The 20,725-nt window shown below is 64.5% G+C and carries 19 protein-coding genes; 14 read left to right on the plus strand and 5 right to left on the minus strand.

Annotation, left to right across the window (positions count from 1 at the left end; genetic code table 11):
- Positions 1–10: 10 nt before the first annotated feature.
- Both GRI42_RS05830 and GRI42_RS05835 read left to right on the plus strand, forming a co-directional pair.
- Entirely contained in the window at positions 11–796 is a 786-nt protein-coding gene (locus GRI42_RS05830; protein ID WP_160607388.1) for an enoyl-CoA hydratase-related protein, read from the plus strand.
- Positions 797–846: 50 nt separating this feature from the next.
- Entirely contained in the window at positions 847–2,031 is a 1,185-nt protein-coding gene (locus GRI42_RS05835) for a molybdopterin molybdotransferase MoeA (protein WP_160607389.1), read from the plus strand.
- A 69-nt stretch (positions 2,032–2,100) separates the two neighbouring features.
- On the opposite strand, the gene GRI42_RS05840 is transcribed toward GRI42_RS05835, so the two are convergent.
- Entirely contained in the window at positions 2,101–2,769 is a 669-nt protein-coding gene (locus GRI42_RS05840) for an OmpW/AlkL family protein (RefSeq protein WP_160607390.1), read from the minus strand.
- Between the two features lie 141 nt (positions 2,770–2,910).
- Here GRI42_RS05840 and GRI42_RS05845 point away from each other — a divergent pair, with 141 nt between their 5' ends.
- The 11 genes from GRI42_RS05845 (at position 2,911) to mobA (ending at position 13,697) form a co-directional block, all read left to right on the plus strand.
- Complete coding sequence (locus tag GRI42_RS05845; RefSeq protein WP_160607391.1) at positions 2,911–3,612, plus strand: helix-turn-helix domain-containing protein; 702 nt, start codon at positions 2,911–2,913, stop codon at positions 3,610–3,612.
- Positions 3,613–3,693: 81 nt separating this feature from the next.
- Positions 3,694–5,361: a cytochrome-c oxidase, cbb3-type subunit I gene (ccoN, locus tag GRI42_RS05850; protein WP_160607392.1), complete on the plus strand. Its 1,668-nt coding sequence runs from the start codon at positions 3,694–3,696 to the stop codon at positions 5,359–5,361.
- Positions 5,362–5,369: 8 nt separating this feature from the next.
- Positions 5,370–6,134 carry a cytochrome-c oxidase, cbb3-type subunit II gene (gene ccoO / locus GRI42_RS05855; RefSeq protein WP_160607393.1) on the plus strand — a complete coding sequence of 255 codons (765 nt, stop codon included), beginning with the start codon at positions 5,370–5,372 and terminating at the stop codon, positions 6,132–6,134.
- A gap of 2 nt (positions 6,135–6,136) precedes the next feature.
- Complete coding sequence (locus tag GRI42_RS05860) at positions 6,137–6,295, plus strand: cbb3-type cytochrome oxidase subunit 3 (protein WP_160607394.1); 159 nt, start codon at positions 6,137–6,139, stop codon at positions 6,293–6,295.
- Positions 6,285–7,202, plus strand: a complete 918-nt coding sequence (gene ccoP / locus GRI42_RS05865) for a cytochrome-c oxidase, cbb3-type subunit III (protein ID WP_160607395.1) — start codon at positions 6,285–6,287, stop codon at positions 7,200–7,202. The genes GRI42_RS05860 and ccoP overlap by 11 nt, the downstream gene beginning before the upstream one ends.
- Complete coding sequence (gene ccoG / locus GRI42_RS05870; protein WP_160607396.1) at positions 7,189–8,748, plus strand: cytochrome c oxidase accessory protein CcoG; 1,560 nt, start codon at positions 7,189–7,191, stop codon at positions 8,746–8,748. Before ccoP ends, ccoG begins: the two co-directional genes overlap by 14 nt.
- Positions 8,748–9,194, plus strand: a complete 447-nt coding sequence (locus GRI42_RS05875) for a FixH family protein (protein WP_160607397.1) — start codon at positions 8,748–8,750, stop codon at positions 9,192–9,194. The genes ccoG and GRI42_RS05875 overlap by 1 nt, the downstream gene beginning before the upstream one ends.
- A complete protein-coding gene (locus tag GRI42_RS05880; protein ID WP_160607398.1) occupies positions 9,191–11,314 on the plus strand; it encodes a heavy metal translocating P-type ATPase in 2,124 nt (707 codons plus the stop codon). Before GRI42_RS05875 ends, GRI42_RS05880 begins: the two co-directional genes overlap by 4 nt.
- Positions 11,311–11,475, plus strand: a complete 165-nt coding sequence (gene ccoS / locus GRI42_RS05885; RefSeq protein WP_160607399.1) for a cbb3-type cytochrome oxidase assembly protein CcoS — start codon at positions 11,311–11,313, stop codon at positions 11,473–11,475. Before GRI42_RS05880 ends, ccoS begins: the two co-directional genes overlap by 4 nt.
- A gap of 247 nt (positions 11,476–11,722) precedes the next feature.
- Complete coding sequence (locus tag GRI42_RS05890; RefSeq protein WP_160609095.1) at positions 11,723–13,036, plus strand: radical SAM protein; 1,314 nt, start codon at positions 11,723–11,725, stop codon at positions 13,034–13,036.
- A 58-nt stretch (positions 13,037–13,094) separates the two neighbouring features.
- Positions 13,095–13,697: a molybdenum cofactor guanylyltransferase gene (mobA, locus tag GRI42_RS05895; protein ID WP_160607400.1), complete on the plus strand. Its 603-nt coding sequence runs from the start codon at positions 13,095–13,097 to the stop codon at positions 13,695–13,697.
- A gap of 2 nt (positions 13,698–13,699) precedes the next feature.
- Here mobA and GRI42_RS05900 read toward each other — a convergent pair whose 3' ends face one another.
- From GRI42_RS05900 to GRI42_RS05910, 3 genes are read right to left on the minus strand one after another with little or no spacing between them, the layout of a single operon-like run.
- Positions 13,700–14,656: a dimethyl sulfoxide reductase anchor subunit family protein gene (locus GRI42_RS05900; protein WP_160607401.1), complete on the minus strand. Its 957-nt coding sequence runs from the start codon at positions 14,654–14,656 to the stop codon at positions 13,700–13,702.
- 11 nt (positions 14,657–14,667) lie between these two features.
- Entirely contained in the window at positions 14,668–15,417 is a 750-nt protein-coding gene (locus tag GRI42_RS05905) for a 4Fe-4S dicluster domain-containing protein (protein WP_160607402.1), read from the minus strand.
- Positions 15,414–18,392, minus strand: a complete 2,979-nt coding sequence (locus GRI42_RS05910) for a molybdopterin oxidoreductase family protein (RefSeq protein ID WP_160607403.1) — start codon at positions 18,390–18,392, stop codon at positions 15,414–15,416. Before GRI42_RS05910 ends, GRI42_RS05905 begins: the two co-directional genes overlap by 4 nt.
- Before the next feature lie 137 nt (positions 18,393–18,529).
- On the opposite strand from GRI42_RS05910, the gene GRI42_RS05915 reads away from it, so the two are divergent.
- Positions 18,530–18,862 carry an ArsR/SmtB family transcription factor gene (locus GRI42_RS05915; RefSeq protein WP_325065305.1) on the plus strand — a complete coding sequence of 111 codons (333 nt, stop codon included), beginning with the start codon at positions 18,530–18,532 and terminating at the stop codon, positions 18,860–18,862.
- 18 nt (positions 18,863–18,880) lie between these two features.
- Here the strand turns inward: GRI42_RS05915 and GRI42_RS05920 are convergent, their stop codons facing one another.
- On the minus strand, positions 18,881–20,719 hold the full coding sequence (locus GRI42_RS05920; RefSeq protein ID WP_170290001.1) for a SulP family inorganic anion transporter: 1,839 nt from the start codon (positions 20,717–20,719) through the stop codon (positions 18,881–18,883).
- Positions 20,720–20,725: the final 6 nt, after the last annotated feature.

A 20,725-nucleotide genomic window follows, 5' to 3' on the forward strand; every position in this document is an offset into this window, starting at 1 on the left:
GACTGGAGTGATGAGCGATTTCGAAATGATCACGGCGACCCGCGAAGGTCCGGTCCTGACGATCACGCTCAATCGGCCCGAACGCCTCAACGCCTGCCCCCCGCAGATGGCGGACGAGATCTTCACCGCCCTGCGCGATATCGGCGATGCCCGCGCAGTGCTGATGCGCGGCGAAGGTCGTGCCTTCTGCTCTGGCGCGGACCTTGCTGCAAATGCCGAAATGTCGGTCAGCGGCGGCGATCGCGCCTTTGCCTCGCTCAGCAAACATTACAATCCGATGGTGCAGGCACTGGCCAGCCTTCCCGTGCCCGTCGTCTCGATGGTTCAGGGCCCTGCAGCCGGCGTCGGATGCTCGATCGCGCTTGCCGCCGATTTCGTGCTTGCAGGCAAGAGCGGCTATTTCCTCCAGGCTTTCGTCAACATCGGCCTCGTGCCCGATGGCGGATCGAGCTGGATGCTCCCGCGTCTCATCGGCACCGCACAGGCAACGCGCATGATGATGCTGGGCGAGAAGATCCACGGCGAGGAAGCCGAACGCATCGGCCTCATCTACAAGTGCGTGGAAGACGACGCGCTGGAAAGCGAAGCCCGCGCGCTGGTCGAAAAGCTGGCCAATGGCCCAACGGTGGCACTCGGCCAGATGAAGCGCACGCTGCGCGACGGGCTGCAGGCCGATTTCCCAGCCACGCTGGCGGCAGAGGCCAATGCCCAGCGTATCGCGGGCAGCACGCAGGATGCGGTCGAAGGTGCGATGGCATTCCTCCAGAAGCGCAAGGCCGCATTCAAGGGCGCCTAAGGCAAAAGCCGCTCTGGCCAAGCAATGGCCGGCAGCCCTAGAAGGCATCCATGACCAGCTTCGACGAGGCGCTCGCGCTGCTTGTGGGCGCTGTTCGCCCCTTACCCGCCGAAAGCGTGCCGCTCGAACAAGCCGCAGGGCGCTTCCTCGCGGCCCCGCTCCATGCGCGCTCTGACGCCCCTTCCCGCGCCGTGTCGGCAATGGACGGCTATGCCGTGACCCTGGAGAATGTGGAGCCGGACCGGTGGATGAGCTTGGCCGGAGAGAGCCGACCCGGCCTGCCTGACCCCGGCACCCTCGAACCGGGCACTGCCATGCGGATATTCACCGGCGCTCCGCTACCTGCGGGCGCAGATTGCGTGATCATGCAGGAATATGCGGAGCGCGAAGGCGGACAGGTCCGCTTCCGCAGCGGCTTCGGTCCGGCGCGGCATGTCCGGACTGCCGGCAGCGATTTTCGCGCAGGCGACCTGCTTCTGGCGGCCGGGACAAGTCTGGCACCCCGCGCAATGGTTGCGGCGGCGTCTGCCGACCGGGACACGGTAGAGGTTTCAACCACGCCCAAGATCGCGATTATCGCGACAGGCGAAGAATTGGCGGCCCCCGGGACTGCGCATTTGAAGGCGGGTGCAATCTCCGAATCCGCGAGCTACGGCGTAGCGGCAATGTGCGAGGCGATGGGTTGTGAAGTGGTCCTGCGCGCGAGAGGCGCCGACCGGCTCGAATTGCTGGAAGAGGTGGCCGCCAAGGCCTTGGAAGCCGCCGATTGCGTGGTCGTGACCGGCGGCGCATCTGTGGGCGATCACGACCTCGCCAAGCCTATGTTCGGCAAGGCAGGCCTGGACCTTGTCTTCGCAGGTGTCGCCATCAAGCCCGGTAAGCCGGTGTGGTTCGGAAGAGCCAATGGCCGCCTTGTGATGGGCCTGCCGGGCAATCCGACATCCGCCATGGTCACCGCGCGCCTGTTGCTGCGCCCGCTGCTGGCAGCGATGCAGGGCGGAATTCCGGCAGCAGAGTTGCGCTTCGTTTCAATGCCATTGGCTGCGTCCCTGCCGCACGCCGGCGACCGCGAGACATTCGTCAGGGCAACGGCCACGTTGGAGGGGTTGGTACCGGTAGGAAACCAGGAAAGCGGGGCGCAGGCACCGCTCGCAGCAGCCGACTGGCTGATCAGGCGTCCTGCCGGATCACCTGTCTGCAACAAGGGGGCCCTCGTCGAGGCTCTCCCCTTCTGAAATGCGAAGCGCAGCCGCGCCGCGGGAACTCGGTGTTCCTCCCGCGGCGCGGCTGCACCTTTATGCCGGTCAGAACCGGTAGCTGACGCCGGCGCTGAGCACCCAGGGGTCGAGCTTGTGCTTGGTCTGGATGGCCAGCGTGTCACCGACGTACCACTGCGCGGTGGTGTCGACGAAATAGCGCTTGGCATCGAAAGTCAGGCCAAGGCCCTTGTCGTTGAGATCGACATCGAAGCCGGCCTGCAGTGCGACGCCGAATTCGTCCGACAGGTCGGTGTCGGTCACACCCAGCGGCAGGGTAGCCGCGCCGGGATCTTCGCCGACCCACAGGAAGTAGGTCGGGCCTGCGCCGACATAGGGGCGCACCGCGCCGAGGTCGAAGTGGTACTTCGCGGTGAAGGTTGCAGGGATCACCTTGGCGTTCGACACCAGTTCTGCGCCCGGGAGGCCCGACACGGCATCGACGTCATGCTGCGTCATGCAGCAAATCGTCTCGACCGAGAAATTGTCGCTGAAGTAATATTCGATAGCCAGCGTCGGCACGAAGTTGTCGTTGGCCTTGGTCTGCGTATCGGCAGGCAGGCCGACGATGTCGGTGTCCACACGCGTGATTTCCCCGTCGGGGCTGACCAGCGTGCCCAGAAGCTTGACCTGCAGGTCGCCGGCTTCGGCAGATGCGGTGGCCGGGAAAGCTGCGATTGCCAGCGTGGCGAAGCTCAGCGCGAACTTGTTCTTCATGATTTCCGTCCTGGCGCTGCAGTGGCCGTCCTTTACGGCCGAGGTTGTTACAGCGCTCGCCAGTCCCAATGCCTTTGGCGCAAGGCCCTGACCTTGATTTAGGTCAATGCCGCCAAAGGTTTTGTGCGGCATCGCCGCGCAATGATGACCTTCGCCGAGCAATTCGACCGGTTTGCGCAGCTGCACCTGCCGGCACATCTTGGCGATGACGCCATCCTGCGTTTTCGCTCGCTGGCGCGCCCCGTCGACGCAGCGCGCGACGTTGCTCTCGGCCTCGACGAGGGGAGCGACCATCTCGTGTTCGTGTCATCGGGCGCGATAAAGCTGGTCGCCCATGCCTCTGCCGGCCGCAACCAGGTGGTCGCATTCCATTTCCCCGACGAACTGGTCGTCGTCCCGGCTCGCGCCGAGCATTCCTATACGCTGAGCACGCTGCGCAAGAGCGACCTCCTGGTGTTCGATTACGCCAGCTTCGCCGACCTTGCCCGCGGCGATCCTGCCGTATTGCGCAGCCTGCTCGACACGGCGCGCAGTTCGCTTTCGCGTTCGCGCGAAAAGTCGCTCACGCTCGGCCGCAAGACCGCCACCGAAAGGCTCGCCAGCTTCCTGGTGGGCATGGCGCACCGCATCGGCGTGGAACGCGAAGGCCTCACCTTCATCGACCTGCCGATGTCGCGGCGGGACATCGCCGACAGCCTCGGTCTGACCATCGAGACGGTAAGCCGCCAGTTCACCATCCTGCGTGACCTCGGGATCGTCCGCACGGTCGGCAAGTCGGGGGTGCAACTGGTCGACCTGCGCGCCCTCGAGGCGCGGGCCGGATACCTGACCGAGGCCGCGTGAAATTTTTGATCAAAATTGCGCTGGATCAAAGTTTGCCCGCCAGCGGGTGGCTAGCAGCAGTGCCGGACAACGGAGATTTCAATGCAAGCTGAATCTGCTCTCGGGCGCGTGGCACTGTGGTTTGTCATCGCCCTGCTGGCACTGGCGGCGATGCTATCAGCCAAGGATGGCGGTTTCGCCGCGCATGCGCTGATCGTCGCGGTGACGGCCTTCGCCCTCGTCCTGGTCAGCGCCGCAAGGTTCGATCCCACGACATCGCTCAACAGCTTCTTCCGCATCCCGCCGGGGGAAAGCCAGTATGACGACGATCCGGTCCGCTGGGGCGTGCTGGCGACGATGTTCTGGGGCCTGGCAGGCTTCGTGGCAGGGCTCTATATCGCCCTGCAGCTTGCGTTTCCGCAGCTCAATTTCGAGCCATACCTCAATTTCGGCCGTCTGCGCCCGCTGCACACCAGCGCGGTGATCTTCGCGTTTGGCGGCAACGCGCTGCTCGCGACCAGCTTCTACGTCGTCCAGCGCACCTGCCGCGCCAAGCTGGCCTTCCCCTCGCTCGCGCGCTTCGTGTTCTGGGGCTACCAGATGTTCATCGTGCTGGCGGCGACCGGCTATCTCCTCGGTGTTACCCAGTCCAAGGAATACGCCGAGCCCGAATGGTACGTCGACCTGTGGCTGACCATCGTCTGGGTCGCCTATCTCATCGTCTTCGTCGCCACGATCGTGAAGCGCAAGGAACCCCACATCTACGTGGCCAACTGGTTCTTCCTCGCCTTCATCATCACCGTGGCAATGCTGCACGTGGTCAACAACCTCGCCATCCCCGTCAGCCTGACGGGTTCGCGCAGCTACCAGGTCTTCGCCGGGGTTCAGGATGCGCTGACCCAGTGGTGGTACGGCCATAACGCGGTCGGCTTCTTCCTGACTGCCGGCTTCCTGGCGATGATGTACTACTTCGTCCCCAAGCAGGCCGAACGCCCGGTCTATTCCTACCGCCTGTCGATCATCCACTTCTGGTCGCTGATCTTCCTCTACATCTGGGCGGGTCCGCACCACCTCCACTATACCGCGCTGCCCGACTGGGCGCAGACGCTGGGCATGGTGTTCTCGGTGATGCTGTGGATGCCCAGCTGGGGCGGCATGATCAACGGCCTGATGACGCTGAACGGCGCCTGGGACAAGATCCGCACCGACCCGATCATCCGCATGATGGTCATGGCGCTCGCCTTCTACGGGATGAGCACCTTCGAAGGCCCGATGATGTCGATCAAGGCCGTGAACAGCCTGTCGCACTACACCGACTGGACCATCGGCCACGTCCATTCCGGCGCACTTGGCTGGAACGGCATGATCACCTTCGCCTGCGTCTACTACCTCGTGCCGCGCCTGTGGAAGCGCAAGCGGATGTATTCGCTGCGCATGATCAACTGGCACTTCTGGCTCGCGACGCTGGGGATCGTCTTCTACGCCGCCAGCATGTGGGTGGCAGGCGTCACCCAGGGCCTGATGTGGCGTGAATACGGTGCCGACGGCTACCTCGTGAACAGCTTTGCCGACACCGTCGCAGCGCTGCACCCGATGTACCTGCTGCGCGCCTTCGGCGGCCTGCTCTACCTGTCGGGTTACGTCATCATGATCTGGAACGTGTGGCAGACCCTCGCCGGTCGTGTCCGCGAGGAAGCTCCGATGACCGAGACCCCGCACGACGAGAACGCCGACCGTCCCCTTCCCCCTGCCGCCGTACCGGCCGAGTGAGAACGAGCATGACCGACCAAGTCGTCAAAGAAACCGTCAAGGGCCACAAGCGGCTCGAACGCAACGTCACCCTGATGGCGGTCGCGACCTTCCTCACCGTCACCATCGGCGGCATCGTGGAAATCGCCCCGCTGTTCTGGATCGACAACACGATCGAGAAGGTGGACGGGATGCGTCCCTACACACCGCTCGAACTCGCCGGCCGCGACATCTACATCCGCGAAGGCTGCTATACTTGTCATAGCCAGATGATCCGTCCCTTCAAGGACGAGGTCGAACGCTATGGCCACTACAGCCTCGCGGCAGAGAGCATGTACGACCACCCGTTCCAGTGGGGCTCCAAGCGGACCGGGCCGGACCTTGCCCGCGTCGGTGGCCGCTATTCGGACGAATGGCACGTGCAGCATCTCAAGAATCCGCAGGATGTCGTGCCTGAAAGCGTGATGCCGCAGTACGGCTTCCTGGCGGAGGCCGACCTGTCGATCGCCGATCCGGCCGCGAACCTCACGGCGCTACGCCGGGTGGGCGTGCCCTATTCGGACGAGCAGATCGAGAAGGCCGAAGCCGACCTCAAGCTGCAGGCTGACCCTGCCGGCAATGCGGCGGACCTCGCTGCCCGCTATCCCAAGTCGCAGGTGCGCGATTACGACGGCAATCCGGCTCGCCTGACCGAGATGGATGCGCTGGTCGCCTACCTCCAGATGCTGGGCACGCTGGTCGATGTCGACAGCGCCGCCGCGCAGGAGGAACTCGCCACCGAGAAGGGGCGCTGAGGATGTACGAAACCCTGCGCCACTTCGCCGACAGCTATGGCCTTGCAGCCATGATGGTCGCCTTCCTCGCGCTCTGCGCCTGGCCGTTCCGTCCCGGAGCACACCAGCACAACCAGAACGCCGCCAATTCGATTTTCAAGGACATGCCCGATGGCGAATGACGACAAGCGCATCGACCAGCCGACCGGGACCGAATTCGTCGGTCACGAATGGGACGGTATCGAGGAACTGAACACACCGCTACCGCGCTGGTGGCTGTGGACCTTCTACCTGACGGTCTTCTGGGGCCTTGCCTACACGGTCGCCTATCCTGCCTGGCCGATGATCTCGGGCGCGACGCAGGGCATGCTCGGCTGGACCAGCCGCGGCCAGCTGGCGAACGAGATGGATCTCGCCGACCAGGCCCGCATGAGCGTGAACGAGCGGATCGCCGCTCTGGACGTGGAGAAACTGGCGGCCGATCCCGAACTGATGGAACAGGCCATCGCGGGCGGTGCCGCGGCATTCCGCGTGAACTGTTCGCAGTGCCACGGATCGGGCGCTGCGGGTTATCAGGACCTCGGCTATCCCAACCTCAACGACGACGACTGGCTGTGGGGTGGCTCGATGAGCGAGATCGAATACACGATCACGCACGGCATCCGCCAGCCGGGTGAAGATCGCCGTCAAGGCGTGATGCCCCCGTTCGAGGGCGCGTTCGACAATGCCCAGATGGCTGCGCTTGTCTCGCACGTGCGGTCGCTCAGCGGTCTGGAACAGCCCAATGCCGCTGGCGCTGTCACTTACGCGGACAATTGCGCCGCTTGCCACGGCACCGCAGGCGAGGGGAACCGCGAACTGGGCGCGCCGCGCCTCGACGACGCCATCTGGCTGCGCGGCAGCAGTGCTGCAGCCATCCGGGCGCAGATCGTGAACCCCAAGATGGGCGCAATGCCTGCATGGGCCGATCGGCTGGATCCGGTGACCATCAAGATGCTGACGGCATTCGTCCATTCGCGCGGGGGAGGCGAGGACTTCGTGGAGGCTCCGGTCGCAGAACCGGTCGCCGAAGCCGATGCCGCAGAATGACGATCCGCGGCAGGTAATCGAAGACGGGGTCGTCAAGACCAACGACCCCGTCTCGAGTGCCGTTGCCAGCCCTGAAGCCGCTACGCGGCGGCACGAGCCGCAACAGCCGCCGCGCCAGGACCTGCCCGAAAAGCTCTACGAAGCGCGCAAGGCGGTTCACAACAAGCGCATCGACGGCCCGTTCCGCCGTTTCAAGTGGCTGGTCATGGTGGTCACTCTGGCGATCTATTACGGCACGCCGTGGATCCGCTGGGACCGTGGCCCCTACGCGCCGGACCAGGCGGTACTGGTCGATCTCGCCAACCGCCGCTTCTACATGTTCGGCATCGAGATCTGGCCGCATGAATTCTACTTCGTCGCCGGCCTGCTGATCATGGCGGGCATCGGCCTGTTTCTCGTCACCAGCGCGGTCGGCCGCGCGTGGTGCGGCTACGCCTGTCCCCAGACCGTCTGGACCGACGTGTTCCAGCACGTCGACCGCTTCGTCGACGGCGACCGCAATGCGCGCATGCGCCTCGATGCGGCGCCGTGGACGTGGAGCAAGGTCATGCGCCGTGCCTTCAAGTGGTCGATCTACCTCTTCATCGGGTTCTGGACCGGCGGCGCGTGGATCATGTATTTCGCCGATGCACCCACGCTGGTGCATGATTTCTGGCGCGGAGAGGCTGCGCCGGTCGCCTACATCACGGTTGCCGTCCTGACGCTGACCACGGTCACGCTGGGCGGGTTCATGCGCGAACAGGTGTGCATCTACATGTGCCCCTGGCCGCGCATACAGACCGCGATGATGGACGAAAAATCGCTGCTGGTGACCTACAAGGACTGGCGCGGCGAACCGCGAGGCAGCGTCAAGAAGGCCGCCAAGAACCCCGGCCAGTTCGGTGACTGCATCGACTGCACCCAATGCGTGCAGGTCTGCCCGACCGGCATCGACATCCGCGAAGGACCGCAGATCGGCTGCATCACCTGCGCATTGTGCATCGATGCCTGCGACCGGGTGATGAAGGACATCGGTCGCCCGCGCGGCCTGATCGACTACGCGACGCTGGAGGACTGCGAGCGCGAGGCGGCAGGCGGAACCCCGCGCCCGCCGTGGAAGGCGCTGCTGCGTCCGCGCACGCTGGTCTATCTCGGCATCTGGTCGGCGATCGGTTTTGCCCTGCTTTTCGCGCTCGGCACGCGGTCGCATCTCGATCTCACCATTTCGCCCGACCGCAATCCGCCCTTCATGCTGATGAGCGACGGTTCCATCCGCAATTCCTACACGCTCAAGCTGCGCAACATGACCACCAGCCCGCGCGAGATGACCGTGGCGATGGAGGGGCTGGAAGGCGGCCGTTTCTGGACCGACCGTATCAGCCAGGATGCGGCGGCGCGCAGCCAGGCCTTCACCGTCCCGGCGGACGAGACGCGGACCGTCAGGGCCTATGTCGTGGCACCTGCGGGCAGCGGCCAGCAGGACTTCACCTTCACGCTGGCGACCGACGACCAGCAACCCGAAACCGCCAGCGGCACAACCCGCTTCAGCGCACCGGAGAGCGAATGATGACCAAGCGTTTCACGGGCTGGCACATGACCGGCATCCTCGTCGGAGGCTTCGGCGTGGTGGTCGCTGTCAATTTCATGATGGCCGGCCTTGCCGTGAACAGCTTCGGCGGGGTCGTGGTCGAAAATTCCTACGTCGCCAGCCAAAAGTTCAACGGCTGGCTGGCCGCAGCGGAAGAGGCCAACGAACTCGGCTGGTCGGCCCGTGTGGCGCGCAATGGGGCAGGCCATCTGGAAGTCCAGACCGAGGGCACGCCCGAAGGCACGCTGGCGATTGCCGAACTGCGTCACCCGCTCGGCCGGGCAGAACCGCTGCGCTGGCAACTCGAAGCGGCAGATGACGGCCGCTTCGTCAGCACCGCGCCGCTGCCGGAAGGACGCTGGCTGGTCCGCCTGACCCTTGCCGAAGGCGAACAAGAATATCGCATCGAGCGCCCCGTGGGATGAACGCCCTCGCCAATCCCCTGCCCGATGAGGCTCCGGCGCTGGTCGACAGCCGCTTCACCGTGCCGGGGATGCGCTGTGCAGGCTGTATCGCGAAGATCGAGCGGGGCCTTGGCGAAATCGATGGTGTCGACGCGGCGCGCGTGAACTTTTCTGCCAAGCGGGTGGCGGTGCGCCATGTTGCGCGCGTGGACGACGAGGCGCTGATCTCCGCGCTCGAGCACCTCGGCTTCGAAGCGCAGCCGGTGGCCGCCAATCCGCTCGCGGAAGACGACCGGGAGGCAAAGCGCCTATTCCGCGCGCTTGCAGTCGCGGGCTTCGGCATGATGAACATCATGCTGCTGTCGGTCAGCGTGTGGTCGGGCGCAGGCGGCGTGACGCGCGAGCTGTTCCACCTTCTCTCCGCCCTTATCGCCCTGCCGGTGGTGGCCTATTCCGGCCGGCCGTTCTTCGCCAGCGCGGCCATGGCGCTGCGCTATCGCCGCACCAACATGGACGTTCCCATCTCTATCGGTGTCCTGCTGGCGACGGGCATGTCATTCTACGAAGTGCTGACCGGCGGCGAGCACGCCTATTTCGATGGCGCTGTCATGCTGCTCTTCTTCCTGCTCGCAGGTCGCTCGCTCGACGCGATGATGCGCAACCGCACGCGGGCAGGCATCGGTGCCCTGCTCTCGCGCATGGGCAAGAGCGCGGCCATTGTCCAGGAGGACGGCAGCACGCAGCGGATCGTGGCGGAAAACCTCTTTCCCGGCATGACCATGATCGTGGCGGCCGGCGAAGCCCTCGCCGCAGACGGGACGGTCGTTTCCGGCAAGGGCGCGCTCGACAATGCCATGCTGACGGGCGAAAGTACGCCGGAAGCCGTCGCCCCCGGCGATACGGTCCATGCTGGCGCGATCGCGCTAGAAGGCCCGTTGACTGTAGAGATTACGGCGACGCAGGGCGACACTGCGCTGGCAGAAATCGCGCGCCTCATGGATGAAGCGGGCCAATCGCGCAGCCGCTACGTTCGTATCGCGGACCGCGCCTCGCGGCTCTATGCGCCTGCGGTTCACACGCTGGCAGTGCTCGCTTTCATCGGCTGGATGATCGCGGGCGCCGGCTGGCACCAGTCGCTCGTCATTGCGATTGCAGTGCTTATCATCACCTGTCCCTGCGCGATGGGACTTGCAGTTCCGGCGGCGCAAGTGGTCGCCTCCGGTGCGCTCATCAAGAAAGGCCTGCTGGTCAAGGACGGGACAGCGCTCGAACGGCTGGCAGAGGTCGATATCGCCCTGTTCGACAAGACCGGCACGCTCACGCTGGGCGAGCCTCGCCCCGATATCTCGCATCTCGACGCACGCGCCAAATCGGTGGCCCTCGCACTTGCACAGGCGAGCAGCCATCCGCTCAGCCGCGGTCTCACGGCAAGCCTGCGGGCGGAAGGCGTGAAACCTGCGACCCTTGCCGATATCAGCGAGATCAAGGGCGAAGGGATCGTGGCGACCTGGGACAATTCTTCGGTCGCGCTGCGCCGCAACGAGATCGGCGGGCCGGGCATGTCCACCACACTCCATGTCGGCGGGCTCGCTCATCCCATCCTGTTTTCGGACGCCCTGCGACCCGACGCGAAGGAGGCGATCGACACGCTGGCCCGCATGGGCGTGTGCTCGCAGGTCATTTCCGGCGACCGCCCTGGTGCCGTCGCGAAGGTGGTCGAGGAACTCAACCTCGAAGGTTTTGCCGGTGTCGGTCCGGAAGAAAAGCTCGAGCGGCTCGAAGCCCTGCGCAGCGAGGGGCATTTCCCGCTGATGGTCGGCGACGGGCTCAACGACGGCCCTGCCCTCGCTGCCGCCCACGCCTCCATCGCGCCGGGCACGGCCAGCGACATCAGCCAGCAAGCCGCAGATGCGGTCTTCATCGGCGAACGCCTTGCGCCCGTGGCGACTGCTGTGAGCGTGGCGCGCGACACGATGCGTATCGTCCGCCAGAACTTCACCTTCGCCATCGGCTACAATGTGCTGGCTGTTCCGCTGGCGCTGGCAGGCATGGTCACACCGCTGATCGCGGCCATCGCCATGTCGCTCAGCTCGCTGGTCGTGGTCGCGAACTCGCTCCGCCTCGCAAGGTCCGCGAAGTGAGCGGCCTTGCGATCCTCATCCCGATTGCGCTCGGCATGGGCGTATTCGGGCTGGCGATGTTCTTCTGGGCCATGCGCGACGGGCAGTTCGAGGATCTCGACGGTGCCGCACACCGCATCCTCATTGATGACGAGGACGAAAGCGAGGAGAACGCCAAATGAGTTCCTTCGCGCTCCCCCTTGCTGCCCTGTTCCCACTGATAATCGGCCCCCTGCCCGCCGAAGCCACGAGCTTGACGGCAACGCTTTGCGCCAGTGGTGAGACCATCGTCCTCACCCTCCCGATGCGCACCGGCGGAGAAGACGAACCCGGCGCCTGCCTGCAAAAAGGGTGTCACGCCGGTTGCTCTCGAAAACGGCTTGATCGAAGTCAATGAAAGCGGGGGCAATTCCCGCCAATCCGGCCTGCATGTGGCCCTATCACCCCGACCTGCTCGCAACGCCCGTTCCGCGTTACACCAGCTTCCCGACTGCCGCCGAATTCGGCGACATCCCGGGCGATGCCTATCGCAAGGCCTTGGAGATCGTGTCGGGCGATGTCTCGCTCTACGTCCACATCCCTTTCTGCGAGAAAATCTGTTTCTACTGCGGCTGCAATACCGGCAAGGCCGGGCGTCGGCAGCGGCTGGAATCCTATCTCTCGGCACTGCACGCAGAGATTGATCTCGTGTCCTCGCTCCTCCCGCGAGGCACGAAGGTCGGGCGGGTGGCATTCGGTGGCGGTAGCCCCAATGCCATCACGCCTACCGATTTCGTGCGGCTGGTCGACACGCTGACCATCCGCTTCGGTCTCGACGACCCGATCTTCTCGATCGAGCTCGATCCGCGCACGATGACGCGCTCCTGGGCCGAAGTGATCGGCCACGTCGGGATCGAGCGTGCCAGCTTAGGCGTCCAGACCTTCGCCCCGCACTGCCAGGAAGCGATCGGGCGTGTGCAGACAGAGGATTCGATTGTCGAGACGGTCGATCTGCTCAGGAATGCAGGCGTCACTTCGCTCAATTTCGATCTCATGTACGGCCTGCCCGGCCAGACCCGCGACGACCTGCTCGACACGCTCCAGCGCACCCGCGCTCTAGGCGCGGATCGCGTCGCGCTATTCGGCTATGCCCATGTGCCGCACATCGTCCCGCGCCAGCGGATGATCGACGATACCGACCTGCCCGACCAGGCGGAGCGGTTCGCCATGGCCGGGCTCGGCTATTCCTACCTGGCGACCCACGGCTATCTGCCGGTCGGTTTCGACCATTTCGCGCGGCCCGGCGGCGATCCCCTTGCACGCGCAGCGACGGAAGGGCGGGTGCACCGCAATTTCCAGGGCTTTACCGACGATGCCGCGCCGAACCTGATCGGCCTCGGCAGTTCGGCGATCAGTTCCTTCCCTCACCTCCTCGCCCAGAACGAGAAGAACAGCGGGCGTTATCGTATGATCGCCTCGCAAGGGTCGCTCACCGCCCAGCGCGGGTTCGAGCGCAGCGCAGAGGACCGCGAACGCGGCAAGGCGATCGAGGATCTGCTCTGTCAGGGCAGGACCGAATTGCCCGAATATCTCACGGCCGATATCGCCTGCCGCCTGTCGGCGTTTACTGCCCGCGGACTGGCTTCGCTCGACGGGAGAGTGCTGACCATGGACCCCGACGGCCTGCCCTATGCGCGGACGATCGCCGCCCTGCTCGACCCGTACAGGCAGGTGTCAAAAACGCGCTTCAGCGCAGCGGTCTGACAAACGAGCGGATGCAATCGGCATGGACGGCCTCGTCCGCCCGGCCTAGCCTGCATCAGTGGTCGAAGTTCTGCATCCAAGCCGGGTTGCCATAGTCATCGCCGCAGGCGGGCGTGGCGAACGCATTGGCGGAGACAAGCCCGCCCGGATATTGGCCGGACGATCCATGCTGGAACGTGCCATCGATGCGGCGCAAACATGGGGCGACACCATCGCGATAGCGGTGAGCGAGCCCGGGCAGGCAGCGCCTTCGGACCTTCCCATCCTGTTCGACAGCGCGGAAAACCTCGGCCCGATTTCGGCGCTCGCCAGCGCGTTCCGCTTCGCCGGTGAGCAGCACTGCTCTCACGTCCTGCTGGTGGCCTGCGACATGCCTTTCCTTCACCGCGACCTTTTGCCGCGCCTTGCGGCAGCTATCGGTGGTAAAGGTGCCGCGCTTCCCGTCGCGAGCGGGCATTTACAGGCGATGGCCGGTCTCTGGCGGGTTGCGCCGGACGAGCTTGCCGCTTTCATCGCACAAGGCGGGCGTTCACTCCGGCGGTTTGCGGAGGCGCAGGAGGCGCTCGAAATACAATGGCCTACAGATGGCAGTGGCGATGCGTTCGAGGATATCGATGATCTTACCCAGCTACGTGAAGCCGAAGCGCGGCTGAGCCAGTGAGGTCAGACGGCCTGCTCTCCGTAATACAGGGTTACGGCGTGCTTGGCTTCGGCGAAGAACAGCCAACGCTCGGTCGCAACCCCGATCTGGCAGGCGACCAGGCCAATCACCGCAAACAGCAGTGTCAAAGGTTCGAAGGGGAAGACCAGCCCGTACACCATGGCGAGCATGGGGATGATGAAACCGGACCATACGGTAATCCGCCGGAGCTTGTCCGCGTGCTTCCTCGCGATGCGGAATCCCATTTCGCGTAGAAGGTAATTGTCATTGTCGTGCGGGCTCCCGGTCATCTCGACCCGCCCCAAATGTCCCAGCCCTGTCGCCGAACCTGCCGTGCTGACGGGCGCGGAGGTGTGGATGCGCCGCCAGTAGGCCATCTTCACGCCTAGCCCGATTATCAACATTACCAGCGCAAGCAGCCGCGTGATCGCCGTCGCCTGGTCGGCATCGAAAGCGTCCAGCAGGAATGCGAGGATCACCGCGCCATTCATCGGCCCGAGGACAAGATAGCCCGCAACAGTCCAGCCGTTGAACCACGCGGGAACAGGCCGCAGCGAAGCGTAGATCATGGCCGTGCAGTAAAGCGTCACGAGCGACACGGCCGCTCCCACGATGCCCAGAACGACGTTGGTCGAGCTTGCGACGAGGTTGAAGCTCCACGCAATCGCGAACAGGCCGAGCGGGACGAAGGCGATCACTGCCGCCAGCCCTTCGCGTGAAAGCCAGCTCGACCGCCACTGCGACAACGCCCGCCATGCGCGTTCCGGACGTCCAAGGTGCAGCGTCGAGGACAGCAACCCCGCAACGATCAGGGTAAAAGCCAGGCCGAAAGTCGCGAAACCGAAACCCGCCTCTCGCGGCAGGACGCCCAGCGATGCGAGCAAGGCCAAGACGATCATCATCCCGTAGCCCGCGCCGCTGGCGGTAGTGAAGAAGATCACGGATTTCGCAGGATGCATCGCCCGTTCCCCTACGACAGGATCTTGTCGACCCAGCGGGCGATCAGGCCCGCCCCTTCGGTCGTCTCGTCGACATGGTCCAGCATGCGCGGTGCCTTGGCCCCTTCCCGCCCGTCCTGTCGCGGTCGCGGCGGCAGGTATTTGTTGACCGGTTTCGTCTGCTGCTCGGGCATGAGGTCGTAGCCGCCTCTTGCAGCGACGAGGCGCGACACTTCGCTATCCGGATCGCCCAAGTCGCCGAAACTGCGCGCGCCTGCCGGACAGGTAGATACGCAGGCCGGCACGCGGCTCTCCTCGGGCAGGTTCTCGTTGTAGATCTTGTCGACGCAGAGCGTGCATTTCTTCATCACGCCCTGGTTCTCGTCATATTCGCGCGCGCCATAGGGGCACGCCCAACTACACAGCTTGCAGCCGATGCAGATGTCCTCGTTGACCAGCACGATGCCGTCTTCCTCGCGCTTGTAGCTCGCCCCTGTCGGGCACACGGTCACGCAAGGCGCATCCTCACAGTGCAGGCAGGACCGCGGGAAATGGACGGTCTGGCCGCGGCCGGCCTCATCGGTCGTCTCGTAGGTGTGGACACGGTTGAACCATACGCCGTCCGGCTTCTTGCCGTAGGGGTCGTAGTCGGTGAGCGGCGCGGACTTCGCGCCTGCATTCCATTCCTTGCAGTTCACCGCGCAGGCGTGACACCCGACACAGATGTCGAGATCGACGACGAGGCCGAGCTTCTTGCCAGTAGTCTCCGGAAGGCTGGTCATGTCCCCTTATTCCCACGGTTACCGCGCCCATCCCTGATGCCGTCGATCCAGCTGTGATTGGCGTGCCGCTGGCCGATGAATTCCTTGAGTGCGGCCTTCCCGCCCGTCCCGTCACCCCTGAGGTCCGCGCCAAACTCCAGCGGGCCGTCCTGCCCCGTGAAGCGCTGTCCGACGGGCTCGAAAACGGGATATGCTTCACCTGCCTCCTCCGCCGTACACTTCCGCAAGCGGACGCGAAGATCGTACCATGCGGCCTGGCCGGTCACCGGGTCCGAATTGGAATAGGCTTTGTCGCCCTTCTCCGGCAGCAGCTTCTCGGTGATGATGTGATTGAGAAGGAAGCCGCGCGTCATCTCGGGGCTGTCCTTGTCGAGGCCCCAGGCGCCCTTGCGCTTACCGATCGCGTTCCAGGTCCACACGACATCGGGGTTCACGCCGGTGACGAGCTTCACCTGCGCCTTCACGCGACCGCGGCCGTTCTCGATCCAAACCCAGTCGTCGTCCGCAAGCTCGTGGCGGGCGGCAAGGTCGCGGTGCATGTGCAACTTGTTCGCGCTGGTGATTTGCCGGAGCCACGCATTCTGGCTGCCCCAGCTGTGATACATGTGCATCGGCCGCTGCGAGAGAGCGTGGACCGGGAAGTCTTCCCCGCCCTCCTCGCGTTCGAGGAATGGCTGGTACCAGATGGGCAGCGGGTCGAAATAGGTGTCGATCCGTTCGCGATGCTCCTCCGGCGGCTGGATCTTGCCGTGCCCGCGCGCCGCCAGGCGGAATTTCTGCAAATCCTCGTTGTAGAGCTGGAAGGTGATTGGGTCGGTCGAGCCGAGCCAAGCCATTTTCTTGGCATAGGCGAGGTATTCGCGGTTCGCGTATTTCATGAATTGCGCGGAAAGCGGCAGTTCCTCGTGCCAGAAACACCCGTTCTCGATGTAGCGGTCGAGCTGTTCGGGATTGACCGAACCGACGCCCGACTTGCTCCCGTCCTCGCCGCGCCAGCCCGATAGCGGACCCACCCCGGGCGCGCGTTCGTGGTTGATGATATAGTCCTCGTACCCGCCCGGGAATTTCGGCGATCCGTCGGGATTGGTCATGCCCGGCAGGCCCAGCCGCGCGCCGAGATCGAGCAGGACAGTCTGGAACGGGCGCACATCGCGGTCGAGCGGAAGGACCGGCTGGCGGATCGCGTCCCCGCCGCCATGGGCAGACGAGATCGGCCGGTCGAGCATGGAGATGCAGTCCCACCGCTCCAGATAGGTCGTATCGGGCAGGATGAGGTCGCAATAGGGGACCGTCTCCGACCAGAAGGCATCGGAGTAGATGATCTTCGGGATGACGTATTCGCCGTCCTCGCGCTTCTTCGTGAAATAGCCCAACGTGTCGGGGATGTTCATCGAACTGTTCCAGGCCATGTTGGCCATGAACATGAACAGCAAATCGATGCCGTAAGGGTCCTGCGTGGCGGCATTGTGCAGCACCATGTGCATCATGCCGTGCAGCGCCAGCGGGTGCTCCCAGCTGAAAGCCTTGTCGATCCTCAGCGGTTCGCCGTGCTGGTCGACGATCAGGTCTTCAGGCGATCGCGGGAAGCCCAGCGGTGGGCCGTCCAGCGGAACGCCCGCTTCCGCCTTGGGCCAAGCCGCCTTGACGCCGGGCGGGATCGGCTTGGGGAACGGCGCCTTGTACCTCCATCCTCCAGGGCAATCGACCGAGCCAAGCAGCGCCTGCAGGATGTGGATGGCCCGGCAGGTGTGGAAACCGTTCGAATGCGCCGAGATGCCGCGCATGGCATGGAAGGACACGGGCCGGCCGACGAAGCGGTCGTGGTGACGCCCCCAGGCATCGATCCACGGCTCCTCGATTACGATTTCCTTCTCGAACGCCGTCTCCGCCAGTTCTGCGGCAATGCGGCGGATCGTGTCCGCCGGAATGCCGGTCGTCGCTGCAACGGCATCGGCTGAAAATTCGGCGTCTAGGTACCGTTCCGCGAGCAATTGGAAGGACGGAACGACGCGGCGGCCATTCATTTCTCGCTCGCCCGCAAAGGCCGGTTTGATGTGCGCAGCATTGGCCCTGATCGCCCGGTCCTGCTCGAGGCACCATGCAAGCGGTGCGCCGTCGTCCTCGTGCCGCAGGAACAGGCCGTCATCGGCAGCGCCCGGCTCGTTGATGACCAGCCAGGGCGCGTTGGAATAGCGGGCAAGGCTCGCCCAATCGATCTTCTCCGCCCGCAGAAGTTCATGGATCAGCGCGAACACGAACAGTCCGTCGGTCCCCGGCCTGATCCCGATCCACTCATCCGCGATCGCCGAATAGCCGGTACGCACCGGATTGACCGACACGAACTTCGTCCCCGGCCGGGTCTTCAGATTGCCGAGGCCAAGCTTGATCGGATTGCTGTCATGATCGTCGGCCACGCCGAACATCATGTGGTAGAGCGTGCGCTCGTAATCGGGCTCGCCGAATTCCCAGAAGGCCCCGCCCAGCGTGTAGAGCCCGCCTGCAGCCATGTTGACCGAGCAGAAGCCTCCGTGGGCTGCGAAATTGTGCGTGCCGAACTGGCTGGCCCACCATCCGGTCAGAGATTGCGACTGGTCACGCCCGGTGAAGAAGGCGAGCTTGGCCGGATCACGCTCGCGAACCTCGCCCAGCCACTGGGTCGCCAGTTCCAGCGCCTCGTCCCACTCGATCTCGCGGAATTCGCCCGATCCCCTCTCGCCTGTGCGAAGCAGTGGCTTGGTCAGCTTGGCCGGCGCATACTGGTGCATGATGCCCGCGCTACCCTTGGCACACAGCACACCCTTGTTGACCGGATGATCGGGATTGCCCTCGATATAGCGGATCGTGCCGTCCTTCAGGTGGACCCTGATCCCGCAGCGGCAGGCACACATGTAACAGGTGGAGGTCTTCACCTCGTCGGCCACCTGCGGCGACAGGGCCACGTCCTCGCGGACGGTCTCGAAGGGGTTAAAGCCCATCTCTCTCCACCGGCTCGCGACTTGTTTTCATATCACGAGTTCCTAATACAGCTATTGCAGGGCCGGTTTCGCGACGCAACCGCGAATGGCCCGGTTGTCAGACGCGCGCGTGATGCCCGCAGCCAAGGAGTCGCCAAGTGGATCTTCCGCTTGAAATGATGCAGGAAAATGCCGGCCGCGCCGTTGCGCTGCTGAAGTCGATGGCCAATGAATCTCGCCTGATAATCCTGTGCCAGCTGTCGCAGAAGGAAATGACGGTCGGCGAACTGGCGACCAAGATCCCGCTCTCGCAATCGGCACTTTCGCAGCACCTGAGCGTCCTGCGGCGCGAGAACCTCGTGAAGACCCGGCGGGAATCGCAGTTCGTCTGGTATTCGATCGACAGCGAAGACGCGAAGGCCGTGATCGGCACGCTCTACGACCTGTTTTGCGCGCAATGCGAAACGGACGCCGGTCAGGCTTCTGCCTGATCCTCGCGCCCACCCCGCTCACATCCGTTTCTCTATCCGGTTGGCGCCGAGGTCCGGCGTCGACATAATGCCGCGTGCAGCGGCATCGGGGGCGAGCGTCCTGAACGCATCGAACTGCGTCAGGAAGATCTTGCCGCTCAGCTTGTAGAGGAAGTGGGTCCGCGACAGCCGGTCGGTGACGGGTCCCTTCACTTCGGACAAGTGCATGGTCACCCCTGCATCGCCCAGCCGCTCGTTGAGCGCCTCCAGTACTTCCAGTCCCGAAGCATCGATGAAATTGACTGCCGAGCACATCAGGACGAGATGTTTCACCTCCGGATTGTCGGCAATCTCGCTGAGGACAAATTCCTCCAGCCAGCGCGAGTTGAGATAGGTCAGGGATTCGTCGACCCGGATGGTGAGGACCTGCGGATCGCACAGGACCTTGTGCCGGCGCACATTGCGGAAATGCTCCGTATTGGGGACCTGCCCCACCACCGCCGCGTGCGGCAGCGAGGAATGCCACACGAACAAGGCAAGGCTGGCGATCACGCCAACCAGCACGCCCGATTCCACCCCGTCCACCAGCGTGACGAGGATCGTGGCAGTGATCGCGATGAAGTCACGCTTGGAATAGCGCCACAGCTCGACGGGCTTGTGCAGGTCCACCAGGGTGAGAACCGCCACGATGATCGTCGCCGACAAGGTGGCCAGCGGCAGGTAGAACAGCAGCGGCGTCAGGAAAACGGTGGCCAGCGCAATGCCGATGGCCGTGAAAGCCCCCGCCGCCGGCGTTGCTGCGCCGGCGTCGAAATTGACGACCGAACGTGAAAAACCGCCGGTCACCGGAAAGCCTCCGGACAGCGAGGAAGCCAGATTCGACGTGCCCAGCGCCACCAGCTCTTGGTCGGGATCGATGCGCTGCCTGCGCTTGGCGGCAAGCGTCTGCGCGACAGACACGGATTCGACGAAGCCGATGATCGAGATGAAGGCGGCTCCGACCAGCAATTCCGACCAGAACCCCGCATCGAAGCTGGGCAAGGCAAACGGTGGCAGGCCGACCGGGATGTCGCCCACGGTCCTGACACCGCGCTCGTCGAGGCCCAGCAAGGCTACAGCTGCCGTGGTCACGACGATCGCGAGCACAGGACCCGCCTTGGTCGCCACCCCCGCTGTTCCTTCCTTGAGGCCAAGCTTCATCAGGGTAGGCTTCAGCCCCTTTCGCACCCATACGAGAAACGCAGTGGCGCCCGCACCAATCGCCAGAGTGACCTGGTTGGTGTCCCCGATATGCGAGGCAAGCGACAGCACGATTTCGACCAGCGTTTCGCCCTCTGCCTTCACGCCAAGCAAGTGCTTGAGCTGGCTGGCAGCAATGATGATCCCGCTTGCGGTGATGAAACCGCTGACGACCGGATGCGACAGGAGGTTGGCAAGGAAGCCGAGCCGTAGCAGGCCCATGGCGGTCAGCATCAGCCCGGAAATCGCTGCCAGCGCGATGGTCGCGGCGAGATATTCGGCCGTACCGCCCGCAGCGACCTTTCCGGCCACTGCCGCGGTCATGAGAGAGACCACGGCCACCGGCCCGACCGAAAGCGTGCGGCTGGTACCGAAGATGGCATAGGCGATTAGGGGCAGGATCGAGGCATAGAGCCCGACGACTGGCGGCAGGCCCGCCAGCAGCGCATAGGCGAGGCTCTGCGGGATCAGCATCAGCGTGACGATCACCGCCGCGATGAGGTCGTTGGACAGCGTGCCCCTGTCGTAGGTACGCCCCCAGTCGAGGATGGGCAGGTAGCGCTGGGCGTGCTGGCGGGTCAGGCGCATCGCGCCGCCTGTCAGCGATCCGTTCCCGGTGCCGGGAGCCCTGCTACCCATTCAACG

This window comes from Qipengyuania gaetbuli (assembly GCF_009827315.1).
In the GTDB taxonomy this organism is placed as follows: Bacteria; Pseudomonadota; Alphaproteobacteria; order Sphingomonadales; family Sphingomonadaceae; genus Qipengyuania; species Qipengyuania gaetbuli.